Below are 16357 nucleotides of genomic sequence, written 5' to 3'. Positions count from 1 at the left end.
TTAAACACAATCGCAAGCCTTTCGACCATATCGTTAATGGATACCGCGCCTGTTCAGGCTGCGGATTCCGCGACGGGGGCTTGCGTGGTGAAGCTATTTTCAACGATGTCGATCAAGACGATGCTTGCCGGCATGATCGGCATCATGGGCCTCGTCGTTGCAGGCCTGAGCGGTCAGCAGATGTGGACATCCTACTGGCAGCGCGATGCGGCCATGCAGGCCGCCAGCCTTTCGACGCTGAACAAGGACCTGTTCGAGGCGCTCGTCGCCGCGCGCTATGAGCGCTCCTCGCTGCAGACCTCGGTCATCCAGCCGCCAGAGACCAACCAGACCTCGGTCAAGACCTATATGGAGCGTCGCAAGGAAGTCGACGACGCCATGACCGATGCCCAGCCGGCGCTGGACAAGGCGTCGGCCGCGACCATGAAAGCTGCCGCCGGGACTCTCCGGAGCGCTTACGCGGATTACCGCAAACTGCGCGAGCAGGTCGACGCCGAGGCCAGGATCGCTCCGGCCAACCGCGAGAAAGGCCTGTCGGCAAAGGTCCAGACTGTGGGCGAGGCCTATCTCCAATCGCTCGAGGGCGCATCAGCCACGGTCGAGAACGAGATTCGCGCCATCAATCCGAATCTGTCGGAACTCGTGATTATCCGCGCGCTGGCGTGGTCGGTTCGCGCCGTGACGGGCACAAGCGCCGCGATGGTGAGCACGACACTGGCCCAGAACCGCGCCTTCGACGCCCGGGAGAGCCGCGCCGTGGTCATCGCGGATGCTCGCGGCAGCTTTTCCTGGGATTCGATGCGCGCCATCGCCGAGGCCCCGCAAGTGGCGCCGGAGATCAAGGCTGCCGTCGCCAAAGCCAACAGCACGTTCTTCGGCGGCCCCTTCAAGGAGATGAGGGACAGCCTCGTCCAGAAAATGACGACGGCCCCGGCCGAGATGAGCACCGAGAAATGGCGGGAGGTCGTGGTCCCAGCCCTCGATACCATCGGCGATGTCGCCAGCGCGGCGATCACCGTGCTCAATCGCCGCGCCTCCGCCGATGCCGAGGCCGCGTCCTGGACGCTCGGTAAATATTCCGTGCTGTTCGTCGGCGCTCTCCTGCTGACCGCCTTCGGCTACGGGCTGATACGGTCGCGTGTGACGACGCCGATCGCGCATATGACCAAGGTCATGAAGTCCATGGCCGACGGCGATCTGTCCGTTGCCGTTCCTTATGGAGAGCGGCAAGACGAGATCGGCGCGATGGCCGGTGCCCTGACCGTCTTCATGGAAAACGGATTGCGCGTCCGTGCGCTGGAGGATCAGGAGCGCACGGCTTCGGCGGCGCGTCTGGCGCGGGCGCAGTCGATGGAGGCGGTGGTTTCCGATGTCGGCGAGGTGGTCGCGGCTGCGGCCGCGGGCGATTTCTCGGCGCGGCTGCAGATCGACCACGCCGATGAGCAGATGCAGAAGCTGGTCTCCGGCATCAACGAGATCAACGCGGTGGTCGATTCGGCCACATCCGAGTTCGCCCTGGCCTTGCAGGCTGTGGCCGGCGGCGATCTGACGAGCCGGATCGAGACGGGCTACCTCGGCAAGTTCGCCGAGCTGAAGGGCGCGATCAACGAGACGGTCGACCGGCTGTCGACGACGGTGCGCACGATCCAGACGACCTCCTCGGATGTCGGTCTGGCCGCACGCGAGATCAACATGGGCGCCGACGATCTGTCGAAGCGCACCGAGGAGCAGGCCTCGAGCCTGGAGGAGACGGCCGCCACGACCGAGGAACTCGCGGCCTCGGTGAAGGCCTCGGCGCAAGGGGCGCGCCAGGCGGCGACGATCGCCGACGAGGCGATGCAGGCGGCGCAGTCGGGCGGCGCGATCGCGACTGAAGCCGTGGCGGCGATGGCGCGCATCGAGACCGCCTCGCAGAAGATCTCCGACATCATCCGGGTGATCGACGACATCGCCTTCCAGACCAATCTGCTGGCGCTGAACGCGGCGGTCGAGGCCGCGCGTGCCGGCGACGCCGGCAAGGGTTTTGCGGTCGTGGCCTCCGAGGTGCGCACGCTGGCGCAGCGCTCGTCCTCGGCGGCCAAGGACATCTCCGGACTGATCTCGTCCTCCAACGAGGAGGTCACCGGCGGCGTCAAGCTCGTGCGCCAGGCCGGCGAGCAACTGGCCCGCATCCTCGAGGCCTCGCGCAAGGTCGCCTCGACCATCGCCGAGATCTCGACGGCCTCGGCCGAGCAGGCCAACGGCATCGACGAGATGAGCCAGGCGGTGGCCCATCTCGACGAGATGACGCAGCAGAACGCGGCACTCGCGGAACAGAGCGCGGCCTCGGCGGGCTCGCTCACCGGCAAGATCGGCCAGCTCAACGACCTCGTCGCGGCGTTCAGGACCGGCCAGGACGCGCCCGGCCGAAGCACCAGCCCAGCCGGCGAGCCCGAACGCCTGCGCAAGCTCGCAGAGGCCGCCTTTGCCCAACCCAGGACTGCTGCCCCGGCAAGAGCCGCAGCCCCCGCCCGGCCCGCTCCCGCAGCATCGCCCGCCCGCAAGGCCGCCGCAGGCGGACGCGCCAGCGATGCGGGATGGGAGGAGTTCTGAGACGCGGGCGAAATGATCTGAGTAACAACGGCTTCCTGTTTGTCGTCCAGGGGCCGTCATTCCGGGCGTAGCGCAGCGGAGGCCCGGAATCCATGCCTGGACCTCCAGGGCCAGCGTTCCGGCATGGATTCCGGATCGGCGCCGCTAAAGCGGCTTGTCCGGAATGACAGAACCTTGGCGTGAAAGAGTTATTTCAAGCTCTGCGGGACAGCGACTCAGTCAGGCTCCGATCATCTCGACGGCGGAGGCGTTGCGCAGACGCGCAGCGTCCCGCAGCGGCGGGGCGCCGAACAGCCGGCGATACTCCCGGCTGAACTGGGAGGGGCTCTCATAGCCCACCCTGAAGCCGGCCGAGGCCGCATCAAGCGCGGCGCTGAGGATCAGTCGGCGGGCCTCCTGCAGCCTGAGCTGCTTCTGGTATTGCAGCGGGCTCATCATGGTGACCGCCTTGAAATGCTGATGCAGCGCTGACGGGCTCATGCTGGCCACCTCGGCCAGCGTCTCGATGCTGAAGCCCTTGTCGTAATTGCGCTTGATCCAGCCGATGGCGCGGTTGACCTGCTGCAGCCGGCTTTCGGCGGTGGCGATCTGGCGCAACCTCGCCGCCTGTTCGCCGAGCATCAGGCGATAGAGGATTTCCCGCTCGGCCAGAGGCGCCAGAACCGCGATGTCGCGCGGCGTCTCCAGCAGGCGGACCAGCCTCAGCGTGGCGTCGAGCAGTTCGGGTGCAATCGGATTCAGGGCAAGGCCCGGCCCCGTTCCAGCTGCTGTGGCGGCGTGGTCCGGCGAGTCCAGCATCAGCGCGGCAAGCAGCACCGGGTCGAGATCGAGCCGGACGCAGAGATAGGGTTCATCTGGCGTCGCCTCGATCACCTGCCCGACGACCGGGAGATCGACCGAGACGACGAGATAGCGCGAGCGGTCGTAGATATAGACCTGGTCGCCGAGCATGACCTGCTTGCGGCCCTGAACGAGGATGCACAGGGCCGGTTCGTGCAGCGCGTGCAGGGGTTCCGTCGGTCGGCCGAGGCGGACCAGCGACAGACGCGGGATCGCGGTCTGGTGAATGCCATCCGTGGGCGCCAGACGCATGATCAGGGCGGCCAGTTCATCGATCGCCTGCATTGCCGAGCTCCGTGGTCCTGATGGCGACCCGGATTCGAGCGGGTCGGGCTGGATTTTCATATAATGAATTCCCAGCCCGAAGCGAGCTCGAAACCGATCTTCTGGAGGATCAGGCAATCCTTGCGGCTTATCGGTCTACCGCCGGGACCCGCCGATGCGGCATTACGCTTTCCACACCGGCCACCACCGGCAACAGGGAGATCGAACCATGCCATTCAGCCAGGTTCTTCAGGCGCTCAGCACATTTTCGGCCAGCATCGTGCCCGCAGCCAGGCCGCCGCGTCCGCTCGAGATCGATTTCGACATGGCCGATGCGGCCAGCCCGTTCGAGCGGGCCGCGATCGGGACGTGGGTTACCGAAGACGGTGCGATCCATCTCCACCTGCAGCCCGACGGCCGCTACGACAAGGCCAAGAGCGCCACGCCCGCGCGCTATCGCGGTCGCTACGAAGTCGACCGCTCGAAGCTTTATTTCGAGGACGATAGCGGTCTTGTCGCGCTCGGCCGGATGGGCCGGGGCACGCTCGAAATCGGCGAAAAGCGCTTCCGCAAGGCGGCCTGAGCGGCTGCCGGTCAGTAGCCGACGGTGAAGCGCTTGCGGCTATGGGCCGGCTTTTCGAGTTCATCGACGAGAGCGATCGCATAGTCCTCGGTCGAGATCGCGCTTTTGCCGGCGGCATCGACCAGCAGCTGGTCGAGACCGAGCCGGAACTTGCCGGTGCGCTCGCCGGGCTGGATCAGCGCCGAGGGGGAGAGGAAGGTCCAGTCGAGCGCGGTTTCCTGCTTCAGCAGATCGAGGAAGACGCCGCCCTTCCTGGCCTCGTCGAGATAGATCGCAGGAAACTCCGGCGTGTCGACCAGCTTGACGCCGGGCGCGACCTCGAGACTACCGGCGCCGCCGACCACAAGGTAGCGCGCCACGCCCGACTGCTTCACCGCCGCGATCAGCGTTGGACCATCGCTCGCCATGTAATGCACGGCGCTGATCACGGCCTGATGGCCGGCCAGGAGGGCGGCGAGGCCGTCCTTGTCGAAGACATCGCCCTTCGCCGCCTTGACGCCCGGAAGGGCCGGCACCTTCTCGGGGTTGCGGACGATGGCGGTGACTTCGTGGCCGCGCGAGACGAGTTCGGAGAGCAGCCGCGAGCCGATATGACCGGTGGCGCCGATGAGTGCGATCTTCATGACAGGGTCCTTTTTGTGTGGTAACTCTTGGATACCAACATCCCAACGGAACCTACATGGCTTGCCTGTGCCGCCGCGTAAAGAAGGCACTTTCGCGAGACATGGTCACCTTCTGGAAACCGCCATGCTGATGCGCCCGGATCCCTTTCGATCGCAATGCCCGACGCGGCTGGTGCTCGACCGCATCGGCGACAAATGGGCGGTCCTCATCCTGATCCTGCTGGAACGCGAAACGCTGCGCTTCAACGAGCTGCGCCGCCGTATCGAAAACATCTCGCAGAAGATGCTGTCGCAGACGCTCAGAAGCCTGGAGCGGGATGGGCTGGTCCGGCGCAAGGCGTTTGCAACCGTGCCGGTGACGGTGGAATATTCCCTGACCGAACTCGGCCGAACGCTGGCCGCGACCGTCGATACGCTGCGGCTCTGGGCGGAGACGCATATCGAGGCGGTCGAGACTGCCCAGCAGCGCTACGACCGTGGCGTGCCCTCCGCTGCGGACACGCCCGACAAGGCTCCGTCACGCTAGCGTTTCGCCGGGTTTCGTGTATATCCGGCCACAACCGGCCTTAAAGCCGGCTGCGCAGCCTCTCCTCGATGAGAGCGCCTGCGGGCTTCGGACCCTGCTGGACGACATCCCGGCCTGGCCCGCCAGATCAACACCCAACCGAAGGATCATCCGATGTCGATCACTGCCGAGCGCAAGACCGCGCTCATGAAAGAACACGCCACCACGCTGAACGACACCGGCTCGCCGGAAGTCCAGGTCGCGATCCTGACGGAGCGCATCAACAACCTGACCGGCCACTTCAAGTCGCATGTCAAGGACAACCATTCGCGTCGCGGCCTGCTCAAGATGGTCTCGCAGCGCCGTTCGCTGCTCGACTATCTCAAGGGCAAGAGCGAGCAGCGCTATCGGACCCTGATCGAGAAGCTCGGCATCCGCCGCTGATCGAGACCTGACAGCCTTGCTGCCCGGTGCGATCTCGCTCCGGGCGGTCTTCCACGACGGGGACGGCCGCAATGGTGCGGCGACACGCCCCGATCCAGCGCGGTAGCCGCATGGGGCGGACTGCCGCATGACCCTCCGGGCGTCTCCGACGTCCATGGCAGGATCGCCGAGCGCCCGGGCGCGGACTTCCCCTCCCCGAGCGTTCCGCCGTCTTGCCCATGGGCTTGGTGACACCGGACGGGTCGCATCCGATCCGAAAGAAAATCAATGTTCGATGTACAGACCGAAGAACTGATGTGGGGCGGGCGCAAGCTCGTGCTCGAAACCGGCAAGATCGCCCGCCAGGCCGACGCCGCCGTGCTCGCGACCTATGGCGAGACCGTGGTGCTCGCGACCGTGGTCTCCGCCAAGACGCCCAAGGCCGGGATCGACTTCTTCCCGCTGACCGTGAACTACCAGGAAAAGACCTTCGCCGCCGGCCGCATTCCCGGCGGCTATTTCAAGCGTGAAGGCCGCCCGACCGAGAAGGAGACGCTGGTCTCGCGCCTGATCGACCGGCCGATCCGCCCGCTTTTCGTCGAGGGCTACCGCAACGAGACGCAGGTCGTCTGCACCGTGCTGCAGCATGACCTCGAGAACGACCCCGACATCGTCGCGATGGTCGCAACTTCCGCTGCGCTCACCCTGTCGGGCGTGCCCTTCATGGGTCCGATCGGCGCCGCCCGCGTCGGCTATTTCGACGGCGCCTACAAGCTCAACCCGCTGGTCGACGAGATCAAGGAATCGCAGCTCGACCTCGTCGTCGCCGGCACGCCCGACGCCGTGCTGATGGTGGAGTCGGAGGCCAAGCAGCTCTCCGAGGAGATCATGCTGGGTGCCGTGATGTTCGGCCACAAGCACTTCCAGCCGGTGATCGACGCGATCATCCGCCTGGCCGAGAAGGCCGCCAAGGAGCCGCGCGACTATACGCCGGCCGACAACTCCGTCGTGCTCGACGCGGTTCTCAAGCTGGTCGACAAGGATATCCGCGCCGCCTACCAGATCCGGACCAAGGCCGAGCGCTACAAGGCACTGGATGCCGCCAAGGCCAAGGTCGCTTCGCTGATCGCGGAGACGCCGGACGGCAAGACGACCTTCACAAAGGAGCAGGTCGGCGGCCAGTTCAAGGAGGCGCAGGCCAAGGTCGTGCGCTGGATGATCCTGGACGACAGCGTCCGCATCGACGGCCGCGACCTCAAGACGGTCCGCAAGATCGTCGCCGAGGCCGGCATCCTGCCGCGCACCCACGGCTCGGCCCTGTTCACCCGCGGCGAGACCCAGGCGCTGGTCGTGACCACACTGGGCACCGGCGACGACGAGCAGTATATCGACTCGCTGGAGGGCACCTACAAGGAGACCTTCCTGCTGCACTACAACTTCCCTCCCTATTCGGTGGGTGAAGCCGGCCGCATGGGTTCGCCCGGCCGCCGCGAAATCGGCCATGGCAAGCTCGCCTGGCGGGCGATCCGGCCGATGCTGCCGGCGAAGTCGGAGTTCCCCTACACCATCCGCGTCGTTTCGGAGATCACCGAGTCGAACGGCTCCTCCTCGATGGCCACCGTCTGCGGCACCTCGCTTGCCCTGATGGATGCCGGCGTGCCGCTGAAGGCGCCGGTTGCGGGCATCGCCATGGGCCTGATCCTGGAAGGCGAGCGCTTCGCGGTGCTCTCCGACATCCTGGGTGACGAGGACCATCTCGGCGACATGGACTTCAAGGTCGCCGGAACCGCCGAGGGCATCACCTCGCTGCAGATGGACATCAAGATCGCCGGCATCACCGAGGAGATCATGAAGGTCGCCCTCGACCAGGCCAAGGGCGGTCGCGACTACATCCTCGACGAGATGAACAAGTCGCTCTCGACCTCGCGCGGTCAGCTCGGGGAGTATGCCCCGCGCATCGAGACGATGAAGATCCCGGTCGACAAGATCCGCGAAGTCATCGGTTCGGGCGGCAAGGTGATCCGCGAGATCGTCGAGAAGACCGGCGCCAAGGTCAATATCGAGGATGACGGCACGATCAAGATCGCCTCGGCCGACGGCAAGTCGATCGAAGCCGCGATCAAGTGGATCAAGTCGATCGTCTCGGAAGCCGAGCCGGGCATGATCTATGACGGCACGATCGTGAAGATCATGGAGTTCGGCGCCTTCGTGAACTTCTTCGGCGCCAAGGACGGCCTCGTCCACATCTCCGAACTCGCCGCCGCCCGGGTCCAGAAGGTCTCGGACGTCGTCAAGGAAGGCGATAAGGTCAAGGTCAAGTTCCTCGGCCAGGACGAGCGCGGCAAGATCCGCCTCTCGATGAAGGTCGTCGACCAGGAGACCGGCGAAGACCTGACCGAGAAGCTCAAGGCCCAGCGCGACGCCGAGAAGACCCGCGAGAAGCAGTCGGCCGAGTGAGGCTTCGCGGTTTCACGTGAATCAGGACGCCCCCGCATCGCGAGATGTGGGGGCGTTTTTTTTGGTGTGTCCGTTGCCAGCGCCGTCATCCCGGACGCAGCGAAGCGCCGATCCGGGATGACGGTGAGGATACAGAAGTCAGCGGACAACGACGGACCAAAGCTGACGCCGATATATGGAGCCAATTCCCATGTCCCACGCAATCACCTCCCTCGACGCCCTTGCCGCGCTCTATCCGAATCCTCCCGCGATCGCCTCCATCGCCAAGGAGATCGATCATGTCGACGAAAACTACGGTCCGCTGATCGAGGCTTCGCCCTTCATGCTGCTGGCGACGAGCGGTCCGGAGGGGCTGGATTGTTCGCCGCGCGGGGATAAGCCCGGCTTCGTCAGAATCCGGGACGCCAAAACGCTGCTGATTCCCGACCGAAGAGGCAATAACCGACTGGATTCGTTGAAGAATATCCTGTCCGATCCGGGAGTCGGAATGCTCTTCCTGATCCCCGGATACGGCGAGACCCTGCGCGTCAACGGAACGGCGACGCTATCTGACGACCCTGAGTTGTGTGCGTCATTCGAGATGGCCGGAAAGCTGCCGGCCTGCGTCATCGTCGTCCATGTCGAGCGCGTCTACTTTCAGTGCTCGCGCGCCGTGGTGCGGGCCGACCTCTGGAACCCGGCGACGCATGTCGCCAGGGGCGCAGTGCCGAGCGCGGGCGCGATCCTGCGCAACATCACGGCGAAGAACGACGCGGTCGAGACGTTTGACGGGGAGGCCTATGACAAGGCCTTGCCAGAACGGGTGAAGGCGACGCTGTATTGAGAGGCGCTGGAAGAACCCCTCTCCTGTAAGGAGAGGGGCAGGGGTGAGGTGACGGACGTTTCGAGATTGGCCTCGACAGACGCGCGGACAGGTTTTCGTTACGCTGGTTGACGGGCCGACCCCTCACCCTGCCCTCTCCCTCCGGGAGAGGGTTCCCCGCGCCAGACTTCCCGGCCGATCACAGCAGCCCTTCGTTCCCCGCCAGCACCCGCAGGCTCACGTCCGGCCTCGCGCCGACATGGCTGATGATCTCGGCCGCCGCCAACGCGCCCAGTCTCAGCGAATCGCGGACCTCGCGGCCCGAGGTCAGGCCGAAGAGGAAGCCGGCGGCGAAGAGGTCGCCGGCGCCCGTCGCATCGACGACGCGGTCTACCGGGAAGACCGGCTCCTCGACGATGCCGTCGGGCGTCACGGCGAGCGCGCCGTTCTCGGAGCGCGTCACGACCGCAAGGATGTTTTCGGCCCGCAGCGCCGACAATGCGTCGTCGAAGGATGCGGCGTGGTAGAGGCTCTTCAGCTCGTGCTCGTTGGCGAAGACGATATCGACCATGCGGTTGCGGATCAGGCCGACGAATTCGTCACGATAGCGATCGACGCAGAACGAGTCCGACAGCGTGATCGCGACCTTGCCGCCCGCCTTGTGGGCGATCTCTGAGGCCTTGCGGAAGGCGTCCTTGGCCGCCGGCGGATCCCAGAGATAGCCTTCGAGATAGATGATGTCGGCGTTTTCGACCGCCTTGGCATCGACATCGGCGACGGTGAGCCCCTGGCAGGCACCGAGATAGGTGTTCATCGTACGCTCGCCATCGGGCGTGACGATGATGAAGGAGCGTGCCGTGGCGGGGCCTTCGGTCGCGAAGGCCGTGTCGAAGGACACGCCGAGCGAGGTCAGGTCATGACGGTAGAGCTTGCCGAGTTCGTCGGCCTTGACCTTGCCGATGAAGGCGCCCCTGCCGCCGAAGGAGGCGAGGCCGGCGATGGTGTTGGCGGCCGAACCGCCGGAGATGACCTTGCCCGGCCCCATGGCGGCATAGAGCGCCTCGGCCCGCTCTTCGTCGATCAGGGCCATGGCGCCCTTGGTCAGGCCGTGCTTCGCCAGAAAATCCTCTTCCGCCGAGGCAATGACGTCGACGATAGCGTTGCCGAGGGCGAGGACGTCGATACGCGAGCTGGTCATGGGTGCGGTGATCCGTGTTCTTGGCTGAAGATGGCTGGCGGCGCGTGTTGCATCCTGCCGTTGCGGGGTCAAGCGGGCTGGTCGGCAGCGCTGCGCCTAGCAGCGGCCTCATCGAGGATGGAAGCGAGGCGGAGCAGGTCTTCGGGCTCGAGTTCCGCGATCTCGCGGGCGAGCCGGTTGGCGAGCAGGGTCGCCTCCGGCTCGAGCCCGGCGGTATCGACCGTGACGCGCGGATGGGAGAGGTCGGCCAGACGGACAAGCTCGTCGGCCTCGTCCCAGATCACGCCGAGCACATGGATGACGCCCTGGATCAGGGTAAAGGTCGGGCGGCCGCGTTTGCCGTGTTCGAGTGCCGAAAGATAGGCCGGGGTGACGCCGAGTTCGCCCGCCATCTGCGCCAGGGTGACGCCACGCTGGGCCCTGAGACTGCGGACGCGCTCGCCGAAGGGGGTCACAGGTTGGGCTCGCGGCTGCGGCGAAGTCTGACATAGAGCGCGCCCGAGCCACCATGGCGCTGTTCGGCCTCCTCGAAGCCGACGACGAGCAGGCGCAGATCGGCCAGCCTAAGCCAATGCGGCACCATGCGGCGCAATACGCCGCGCTCTTCACCGAACAGGGCATCGCCGGCAGCGCCCTTGCCGGTGACGACCAAGGCGAGCTTGACCCCGCGCGACTGCTCGCGGCGCAGGAACGAACGCAAGGCGTAATGGGCTTCGTCCTGGCGCATCCCGTGCAGATCGATGACGGCCTCGACCGATTGCTGGCCACGGCGCAGCTGGGTGCGCAGCCGGCGTTCCAGCGGGGCGAGCGGCGGAGGCGCGGGCTTCGAGAGAGTCTGCTTCTGCGGGAGCGCCGGCGCGTGCGTTGCGGGCTCCGGAGTGGCCGTAACGGGCAGTTGCGGCGCCGGCGCCGGTTCGACAGGCTTTCGTCCCGGCAGCGGCCTGACCGAGCGGGCGACCTCGCGCCAGAGCGCGATATCGGCCGGCGTCAATGTCTTGCCCCGGCGCGAGCGCATCTCAGCGCGGCCAGAGCACGATGAAATCGAAGGGTTGGCGGATCAGCCCGGCGCGATGGCCCGCTGCCGCACCGGAACCGACGAAGAGATCGACACGCGCCGGCCCCAGGATCGCTGAGCCGGTGTCCTGCGCGATCGTCAACCGGGCCAGCCGTTCCGTGCCGCCCTGGCCGTTCGGCAGCGTGGCGTCGATCCAGGCCGGCAGGCCATATGGCCAGACGGTCCGGTCGATGGCGATGCTGCGCAAGGGCGTCAGCGGCAGCCCCGCGCCACCGATCGGCCCCGATTCGGGCGGCAGGTCGTCGCGACGGGCGAAGAAGACGAAGGAGCGGTTGAGCCGGATCAGGTCACGAGCGAATGCGGTATCGGCCTTTAGCCGGGCGATCAGCCGGTCCATGGTCATTTCGGCGGGCGGGATCGCCTCGCGCTCGCTGAGCACGCGGCCGAGCGAGGTATAGGCATGGCCGTTGCGGCCCGAATAGACCAGCCGCGTGACCTTGCCGTCGGGTAGCCGGATGCGGCCCGAACCCTGCACCTGCAGGACGAAACGATCAACCGGATCGCGCATCCAGAAGATTTCCAAGCCCTTGCCATCGAGCGCCCCGGTTTCGATGGCAGCGCGATCTGGGAAGACTTCAAGGCCCTTGCCGGTGGTCCGTGCGGCCGAGAGAGCGGGATCGAGACCCGGCCAGTCGTCTCCCGGCATCCTGGTCACGAGATCGGAGGGGCGGCCGTAGAGCGGCGTCGGAAAGGCATCCGAGCGTGTCAGCGAGCCCTCGAATTCAGGCTCGAAATAGCCGGTCATGAAACCGGTCTCGCTGTCGGCCGGCCGAATTCGCCAGAAGGAGAAATTATGCTCGAAGAAGCGACGAGCCTCGTCGCGACCGATCGCCGATGCCGGCTGGAGACGCCCGGCTTCGGTGCAGACCCGCTGCAGTGCATCGGGCGAGGCCACTGCGGCCCGCAGTGGCGGGTCGGCCATACAGCCGCGCGCGAAGATGTCGAACGCCGCCTTGTGGTCGTCTTCAAGCCAGCCCGAAATGGCATCAGGCGCCAGCGCTTGTGCGCGGGCGCCCTTCGAAAGCGGGGGCGATTGGGCGAGGCTCGTCGTCATGCCCGAAATGCCCGCCGAGAGAAGGAGCGCCAGCGCGACACCGGCGCGGCCGATCACGCGGCGGATTCGGTGGCGACCAGCAGCCAGTTCGGATCGCGGCTGCCGAGCTGGCGCGAGAAGGTCCAGATGTCGTTGACCTCGGAGACCGCCTCGGCACTGCCATCGACGACCGCGCCCTGCGCGTCGCGCGTCACGCTGATCAGCTGCGAGAAGAAGGCGATGGTGACCTGACCGGTCTTGCCCTTGACATCGACGGCGGTGATCTCGGCCTTGTCGATCGAAACGAAATTGGACTCCGCCTTCTCGCCGCGCTTCTCGCGGTCGGTGATGGCCTGCTCGAAGCCCTCATAAACCTCCTTGGCGAGCAGACCCTTCAGCGCCTTGCGATCGCCGCGGGCAAAGGCCGTGACGATGGTCTCGTAGGCCGCCTTGGCGCCACCGAGAAAGGCGCGCGGATCGAAGGACGGCTCCTGCTGGATGACGGCCTCGATTCCCGCGATGATCGGCGAATCCGGAGGGGCGATGTCCTTCCAGCGCTCGGCGGGAGGCGCGGCCGGAGCGACGGGCTCGCTCGCTGCACCGGGCAGGCGCACGACATTGTCGCGGCGGGTTTCGGCGGGCGCGGACTGGTCGGGACGAAGCGGCGGCGTCTCGCGGCGGGAGAACGGATCGGCCGGCGGTTTTTCGCTACCGGTCTTCTGCCCCAGCACGGAGCGCAGCTTCCAGGCGACGAAAACGGCCAGCGCGAGGAAGACCAGGGTCGTCATGTCGAAGGAATTTTGCATCGAACGCTGTTCCGAGGCTCCAGAGACCGTTTTGTATCAAGCCCGTAGCGGCAGCGGCGGGCGGTTGGAGCCGATATGGTGATCAAGGCTCGTAACATCCACCCCCGCGCTTGTGAAGGCGGCTTCTTGTGCCGGAAAGTCGTCCATGTTAGCCGACGCCCGCGTGGCGCCAGTAGAGCGGTGCGCAGTTCCTCAAGACGCCGGATGGCGCGGAACTTCCCGAGACAGCCTGCCAAACTCATGATGGGACCGATGGCCAACGAATTTCCCAACGGCAACGGCACGGGCGCTGCGGACGCGGCCCCGAGCATGAGCGCCCTGATCCAGTACACCAAGGATTTCTCCTTCGAGAACCCGAAGGCCCCGCGCGCACTCGGCCAGCAATCGCAGCAGGGGCCGCAGATGTCGCTGCAGGTCAATGTCTCGACCGTGGTGCTCGGCGATACCGACTACGAGACCGTGCTGCGGCTCGAGGGCAAGGCGGAGCTCGACAACGACACGCTGTTCGCCTTCGACCTCAGCTATGCCGGCGTGTTCCGCCTCGTGAACGTGCCGCAGGAGCATATCCACCCTGTGCTGGTGATCGACTGCGCGCGGCTGCTCTTCCCGTTCGCGCGCCAGATCATCGCCGATGCGGTGCAGGGCGGCGGCTTCCCGCCGTTCTATGTGCCGACGATCGACTTCGCGCAGCTCTATCAGCAGCGTGTTCAGGAATTGCAGGGCGAGGGCGCGCCGAACGCCTGAGGCTTCGCGCTTTACGGTGACTGTCACAAAAGGGCCCATCCGGGCCCTTTTTCGTTTTCGGCGCACACCGCCACCCCTTGCCGCCCGCCGAGTGAGCCTCCATGTCGCGATGCAATCGGCCGTCGTCCATAAGGGCTCCTGCCGTTTCGTCGCATGTGGAGGACAGATGGATTACCTGATGACGCTTGCCGCCGACCCTGCCGTATGGGCAGCACTCGGGGCACTGATCGCCATGGAGGTCGTCCTCGGTATCGACAACCTGATCTTCATCTCGATCCTGACCAACAAGCTCCCTGAGGAGCAGCGGGCCCGTGGCCGCAAGATCGGCATCGGTCTCGCACTGATCCTGCGGCTCGGCCTGCTCTCGACGGTGGCGATCATCGTGCAGCTCACCGAGCCGATCTTCTCCCTGTTCGGCAAGGCGTTCTCCTGGCGCGACCTGATCCTGATCGCCGGCGGTCTGTTCCTGGTCTGGAAGGCGACGAAGGAAATCCATCACAAGGTCGATGCCGATCATGGGCCCGACGTCTTCGACGGGGGCAAGGCCGCGGCCGTGACCTTCGGCGGCGTGATCGTGCAGATCCTGATCCTCGACCTCGTCTTCTCGATCGACAGCATCATCACGGCGGTGGGCATGACGGATCATATCCCGGTCATGGTCATTGCAGTCGTCTTCGCGGTGCTCGTGATGCTGCTGGCGGCCGATCCGCTGGCGACGTTCATCGAGAAGAACCCGACCATCGTGATGTTGGCGCTGGGCTTCCTGCTGATGATCGGCGGCACGCTGATCGGCGAGGGCTTCGGCGCGCATGTGCCCAAGGGCTACATCTACGCGGCGATGGCATTTTCCGCGGCGATCGAGGCGCTGAACATGCTGTCGCGGCGCGGCACGAAGAAGGGCTGAGATTGCCAGATGCTCCGCAGTCATTCCGGGCGCAGCAAAGCGGAGACCCGGAATCCATGCCTGATCCTCTCAAGACCAGCCTTCCGGCATGGGTTCCGGATCGGCGCCGCTGACGCGGCTTGTCCAGAATGACGGCTGGAATTCCCGTTATCTCAACTCTCGTCGGCGATGCCGAGATAGCCGTTCCAGAGCGGCGCCTTCAGCGTGCGGATGAAGGTCTCATGCGCGGCGATCGTCGCCGCGTCGAGGCGATGCGGCAGCGGGCGGAGGCGTTGCGGACGGTCGATCACGGCGCCGGCGGAACCGATCTGCCCGCTCGCGGCATTGGCAACGCCCAGGCCCAGCGAGGTCTGCTTGCCGCCGATCAGCTCGATATATACTTCGGCAAGGATCTCGGCATCGAGCAGCGCGCCGTGCTTGGTGCGGCGCGTGTTGTCGATGCCGTAGCGCGAGCAGAGCGCATCGAGGCTGTTCGAGGCGCCAGGATGCTTGCGGCGGGCCATGCCGAGCGTATCGACGACGCGGCTCTGATCGATCGGCCCGCGGCCAACCCGCTTCAGCTCCATGTTGAGAAAGCCGACGTCGAAGGCGGCGTTGTGGATCACCAGCCGTGCATCCTCGACGAAGCCGATGAATTCATCGGCGACGGCAGCGAAGACGGGCTGCGGCGCAAGGAAGGCATCGGACAGGCCGTGGACCTTGAAGGCGCCCTCCGACATCGGCCGCTCGGGATTGATGTAGCGGTGGAAACTGCGGCCCGTCGGGCAATGATTCAGCAGCTCGACGCAACCGATCTCGACGATGCGGTCGCCGCCATTGGCTTCGACGCCGGTGGTCTCGGTGTCGAGGACGATCTCACGCATGGGCGGCGCTTTCCGAAGACTGCTGGCGGCCGGGACGGCCGGCGAGTGCGCTCAGGATAGACCCGACCTGCCGGCGCGCCGCCATCAGGCCGCCACCTGAGTCCACAAGGAAATGGGCGCGGCGACGCTTTTCGGCATCGGGCATCTGGCGGGCCAGGATCGCCTCGAATTTCTCTACTGTCATTTCAGGGCGTGCGAGCACCCGTTCGCGCTGGACGGCGGCCGGAGCGGTGACGACGAGCACGGCATCGCAGCGAGTCTCGCCGCCGGTTTCGAGCAGTAACGGCACATCGAGAACGGCAAGTGCTGCGCCGGCCAGGCGGCAGTCCGCCAGGAAGGTCTGCTCCTCTTCGCGCACCAGCGGATGGATGATCGCTTCAAGGGCGTGCAGGGCCTCAGGCTTTCCGAGCACGGCGGCCGAGAGTGTGGCCCGGTCGATGGCGCCATCACGGACGACACCGGGAAAGACCGCCGCAATCGGAGCGACCGCCCTGCCACGATAGAGCCCATGGACCGCGGCATCGGCATCGTGAAGCGGCACGCCACAGGCTCGGAACATCGCCGAGGTGGTGGATTTGCCCATACCGATCGAGCCGGTCAGTCCGAGGAGAAAGGTCATGGCCTGGTCGTCGTCGCCCTTTTGCC

Annotated in this window: 17 protein-coding genes; 8 read left to right on the top strand and 9 right to left on the bottom strand. The window is 66.0% G+C overall.

The features are described from left to right. Nucleotides 1-105 precede the first annotated feature (105 nt). Nucleotides 106-2592, top strand: coding sequence for a methyl-accepting chemotaxis protein (locus AXW83_RS19435; RefSeq protein ID WP_066616096.1), 2487 nt, complete (start codon nucleotides 106-108; stop codon nucleotides 2590-2592). 219 nt (nucleotides 2593-2811) lie between these two features. On the opposite strand, the gene AXW83_RS19430 is transcribed toward AXW83_RS19435, so the two are convergent. Then, complete coding sequence (locus AXW83_RS19430) at nucleotides 2812-3717, bottom strand: AraC family transcriptional regulator (RefSeq protein WP_066616094.1); 906 nt, start codon at nucleotides 3715-3717, stop codon at nucleotides 2812-2814. Between the two features lie 208 nt (nucleotides 3718-3925). Between AXW83_RS19430 and AXW83_RS19425 the strand changes: the two genes are divergently transcribed. Then, nucleotides 3926-4279: an Atu4866 domain-containing protein gene (locus AXW83_RS19425; RefSeq protein ID WP_066616093.1), complete on the top strand. Its 354-nt coding sequence runs from the start codon at nucleotides 3926-3928 to the stop codon at nucleotides 4277-4279. Between the two features lie 11 nt (nucleotides 4280-4290). On the opposite strand, the gene AXW83_RS19420 is transcribed toward AXW83_RS19425, so the two are convergent. Beyond that, nucleotides 4291-4902, bottom strand: coding sequence for an NAD(P)-dependent oxidoreductase (locus AXW83_RS19420; RefSeq protein WP_066616091.1), 612 nt, complete (start codon nucleotides 4900-4902; stop codon nucleotides 4291-4293). Nucleotides 4903-5032: 130 nt separating this feature from the next. Here AXW83_RS19420 and AXW83_RS19415 point away from each other — a divergent pair, with 130 nt between their 5' ends. The 4 genes from AXW83_RS19415 to AXW83_RS19400 all read left to right on the top strand — a co-directional run bounded on the left by AXW83_RS19415 (nucleotide 5033) and on the right by AXW83_RS19400 (nucleotide 9110). Then, entirely contained in the window at nucleotides 5033-5428 is a 396-nt protein-coding gene (locus tag AXW83_RS19415) for a winged helix-turn-helix transcriptional regulator (RefSeq protein WP_066620874.1), read from the top strand. 153 nt (nucleotides 5429-5581) lie between these two features. After that, nucleotides 5582-5851: a 30S ribosomal protein S15 gene (rpsO, locus tag AXW83_RS19410; protein ID WP_066616089.1), complete on the top strand. Its 270-nt coding sequence runs from the start codon at nucleotides 5582-5584 to the stop codon at nucleotides 5849-5851. Nucleotides 5852-6118: 267 nt separating this feature from the next. Beyond that, a complete protein-coding gene (gene pnp / locus AXW83_RS19405) occupies nucleotides 6119-8287 on the top strand; it encodes a polyribonucleotide nucleotidyltransferase (protein WP_066616087.1) in 2169 nt (722 codons plus the stop codon). Between the two features lie 190 nt (nucleotides 8288-8477). Further along, a complete protein-coding gene (locus AXW83_RS19400) occupies nucleotides 8478-9110 on the top strand; it encodes a pyridoxamine 5'-phosphate oxidase family protein (RefSeq protein WP_082767249.1) in 633 nt (210 codons plus the stop codon). Between the two features lie 178 nt (nucleotides 9111-9288). Here the strand turns inward: AXW83_RS19400 and AXW83_RS19395 are convergent, their stop codons facing one another. The 5 genes from AXW83_RS19395 to AXW83_RS19375 all read right to left on the bottom strand — a co-directional run bounded on the left by AXW83_RS19395 (nucleotide 9289) and on the right by AXW83_RS19375 (nucleotide 13201). After that, on the bottom strand, nucleotides 9289-10287 hold the full coding sequence (locus AXW83_RS19395; protein ID WP_066616083.1) for an adenosine kinase: 999 nt from the start codon (nucleotides 10285-10287) through the stop codon (nucleotides 9289-9291). Nucleotides 10288-10355: 68 nt separating this feature from the next. Continuing rightward, on the bottom strand, nucleotides 10356-10742 hold the full coding sequence (locus AXW83_RS19390; RefSeq protein ID WP_066616081.1) for a helix-turn-helix domain-containing protein: 387 nt from the start codon (nucleotides 10740-10742) through the stop codon (nucleotides 10356-10358). Then, nucleotides 10739-11302 carry a Smr/MutS family protein gene (locus tag AXW83_RS19385; RefSeq protein WP_066616079.1) on the bottom strand — a complete coding sequence of 188 codons (564 nt, stop codon included), beginning with the start codon at nucleotides 11300-11302 and terminating at the stop codon, nucleotides 10739-10741. The genes AXW83_RS19390 and AXW83_RS19385 overlap by 4 nt, the downstream gene beginning before the upstream one ends. A gap of 1 nt (nucleotide 11303) precedes the next feature. Then, on the bottom strand, nucleotides 11304-12473 hold the full coding sequence (gene mltA, locus AXW83_RS19380; RefSeq protein ID WP_082767248.1) for a murein transglycosylase A: 1170 nt from the start codon (nucleotides 12471-12473) through the stop codon (nucleotides 11304-11306). Beyond that, nucleotides 12470-13201, bottom strand: a complete 732-nt coding sequence (locus AXW83_RS19375) for a Tim44/TimA family putative adaptor protein (RefSeq protein ID WP_066616077.1) — start codon at nucleotides 13199-13201, stop codon at nucleotides 12470-12472. Before AXW83_RS19375 ends, mltA begins: the two co-directional genes overlap by 4 nt. A gap of 252 nt (nucleotides 13202-13453) precedes the next feature. Between AXW83_RS19375 and secB the strand changes: the two genes are divergently transcribed. Next, the gene (gene secB, locus AXW83_RS19370) at nucleotides 13454-13945 is read left to right on the top strand and encodes a protein-export chaperone SecB (RefSeq protein ID WP_066620871.1); all 492 of its coding nucleotides are present in this window, start codon (nucleotides 13454-13456) and stop codon (nucleotides 13943-13945) included. Between the two features lie 166 nt (nucleotides 13946-14111). Then, entirely contained in the window at nucleotides 14112-14849 is a 738-nt protein-coding gene (locus tag AXW83_RS19365; RefSeq protein WP_066616076.1) for a TerC family protein, read from the top strand. A 152-nt stretch (nucleotides 14850-15001) separates the two neighbouring features. Here AXW83_RS19365 and dnaQ read toward each other — a convergent pair whose 3' ends face one another. Both dnaQ and coaE read right to left on the bottom strand, forming a co-directional pair. Further along, nucleotides 15002-15712 (bottom strand): DNA polymerase III subunit epsilon, encoded by a 711-nt coding sequence (gene dnaQ, locus AXW83_RS19360; protein WP_066616075.1) that lies wholly within the window; start codon nucleotides 15710-15712, stop codon nucleotides 15002-15004. After that, a complete protein-coding gene (gene coaE / locus AXW83_RS19355) occupies nucleotides 15705-16331 on the bottom strand; it encodes a dephospho-CoA kinase (protein WP_066616073.1) in 627 nt (208 codons plus the stop codon). Before coaE ends, dnaQ begins: the two co-directional genes overlap by 8 nt. Between the last annotated feature and the right edge of the window lie 26 nt (nucleotides 16332-16357).

The sequence above is a fragment of the Bosea sp. PAMC 26642 genome (assembly GCF_001562255.1).
In the GTDB taxonomy this organism is placed as follows: Bacteria; Pseudomonadota; Alphaproteobacteria; order Rhizobiales; family Beijerinckiaceae; genus Allobosea.
This window is presented reverse-complemented; position numbering and strand designations above follow the sequence as displayed.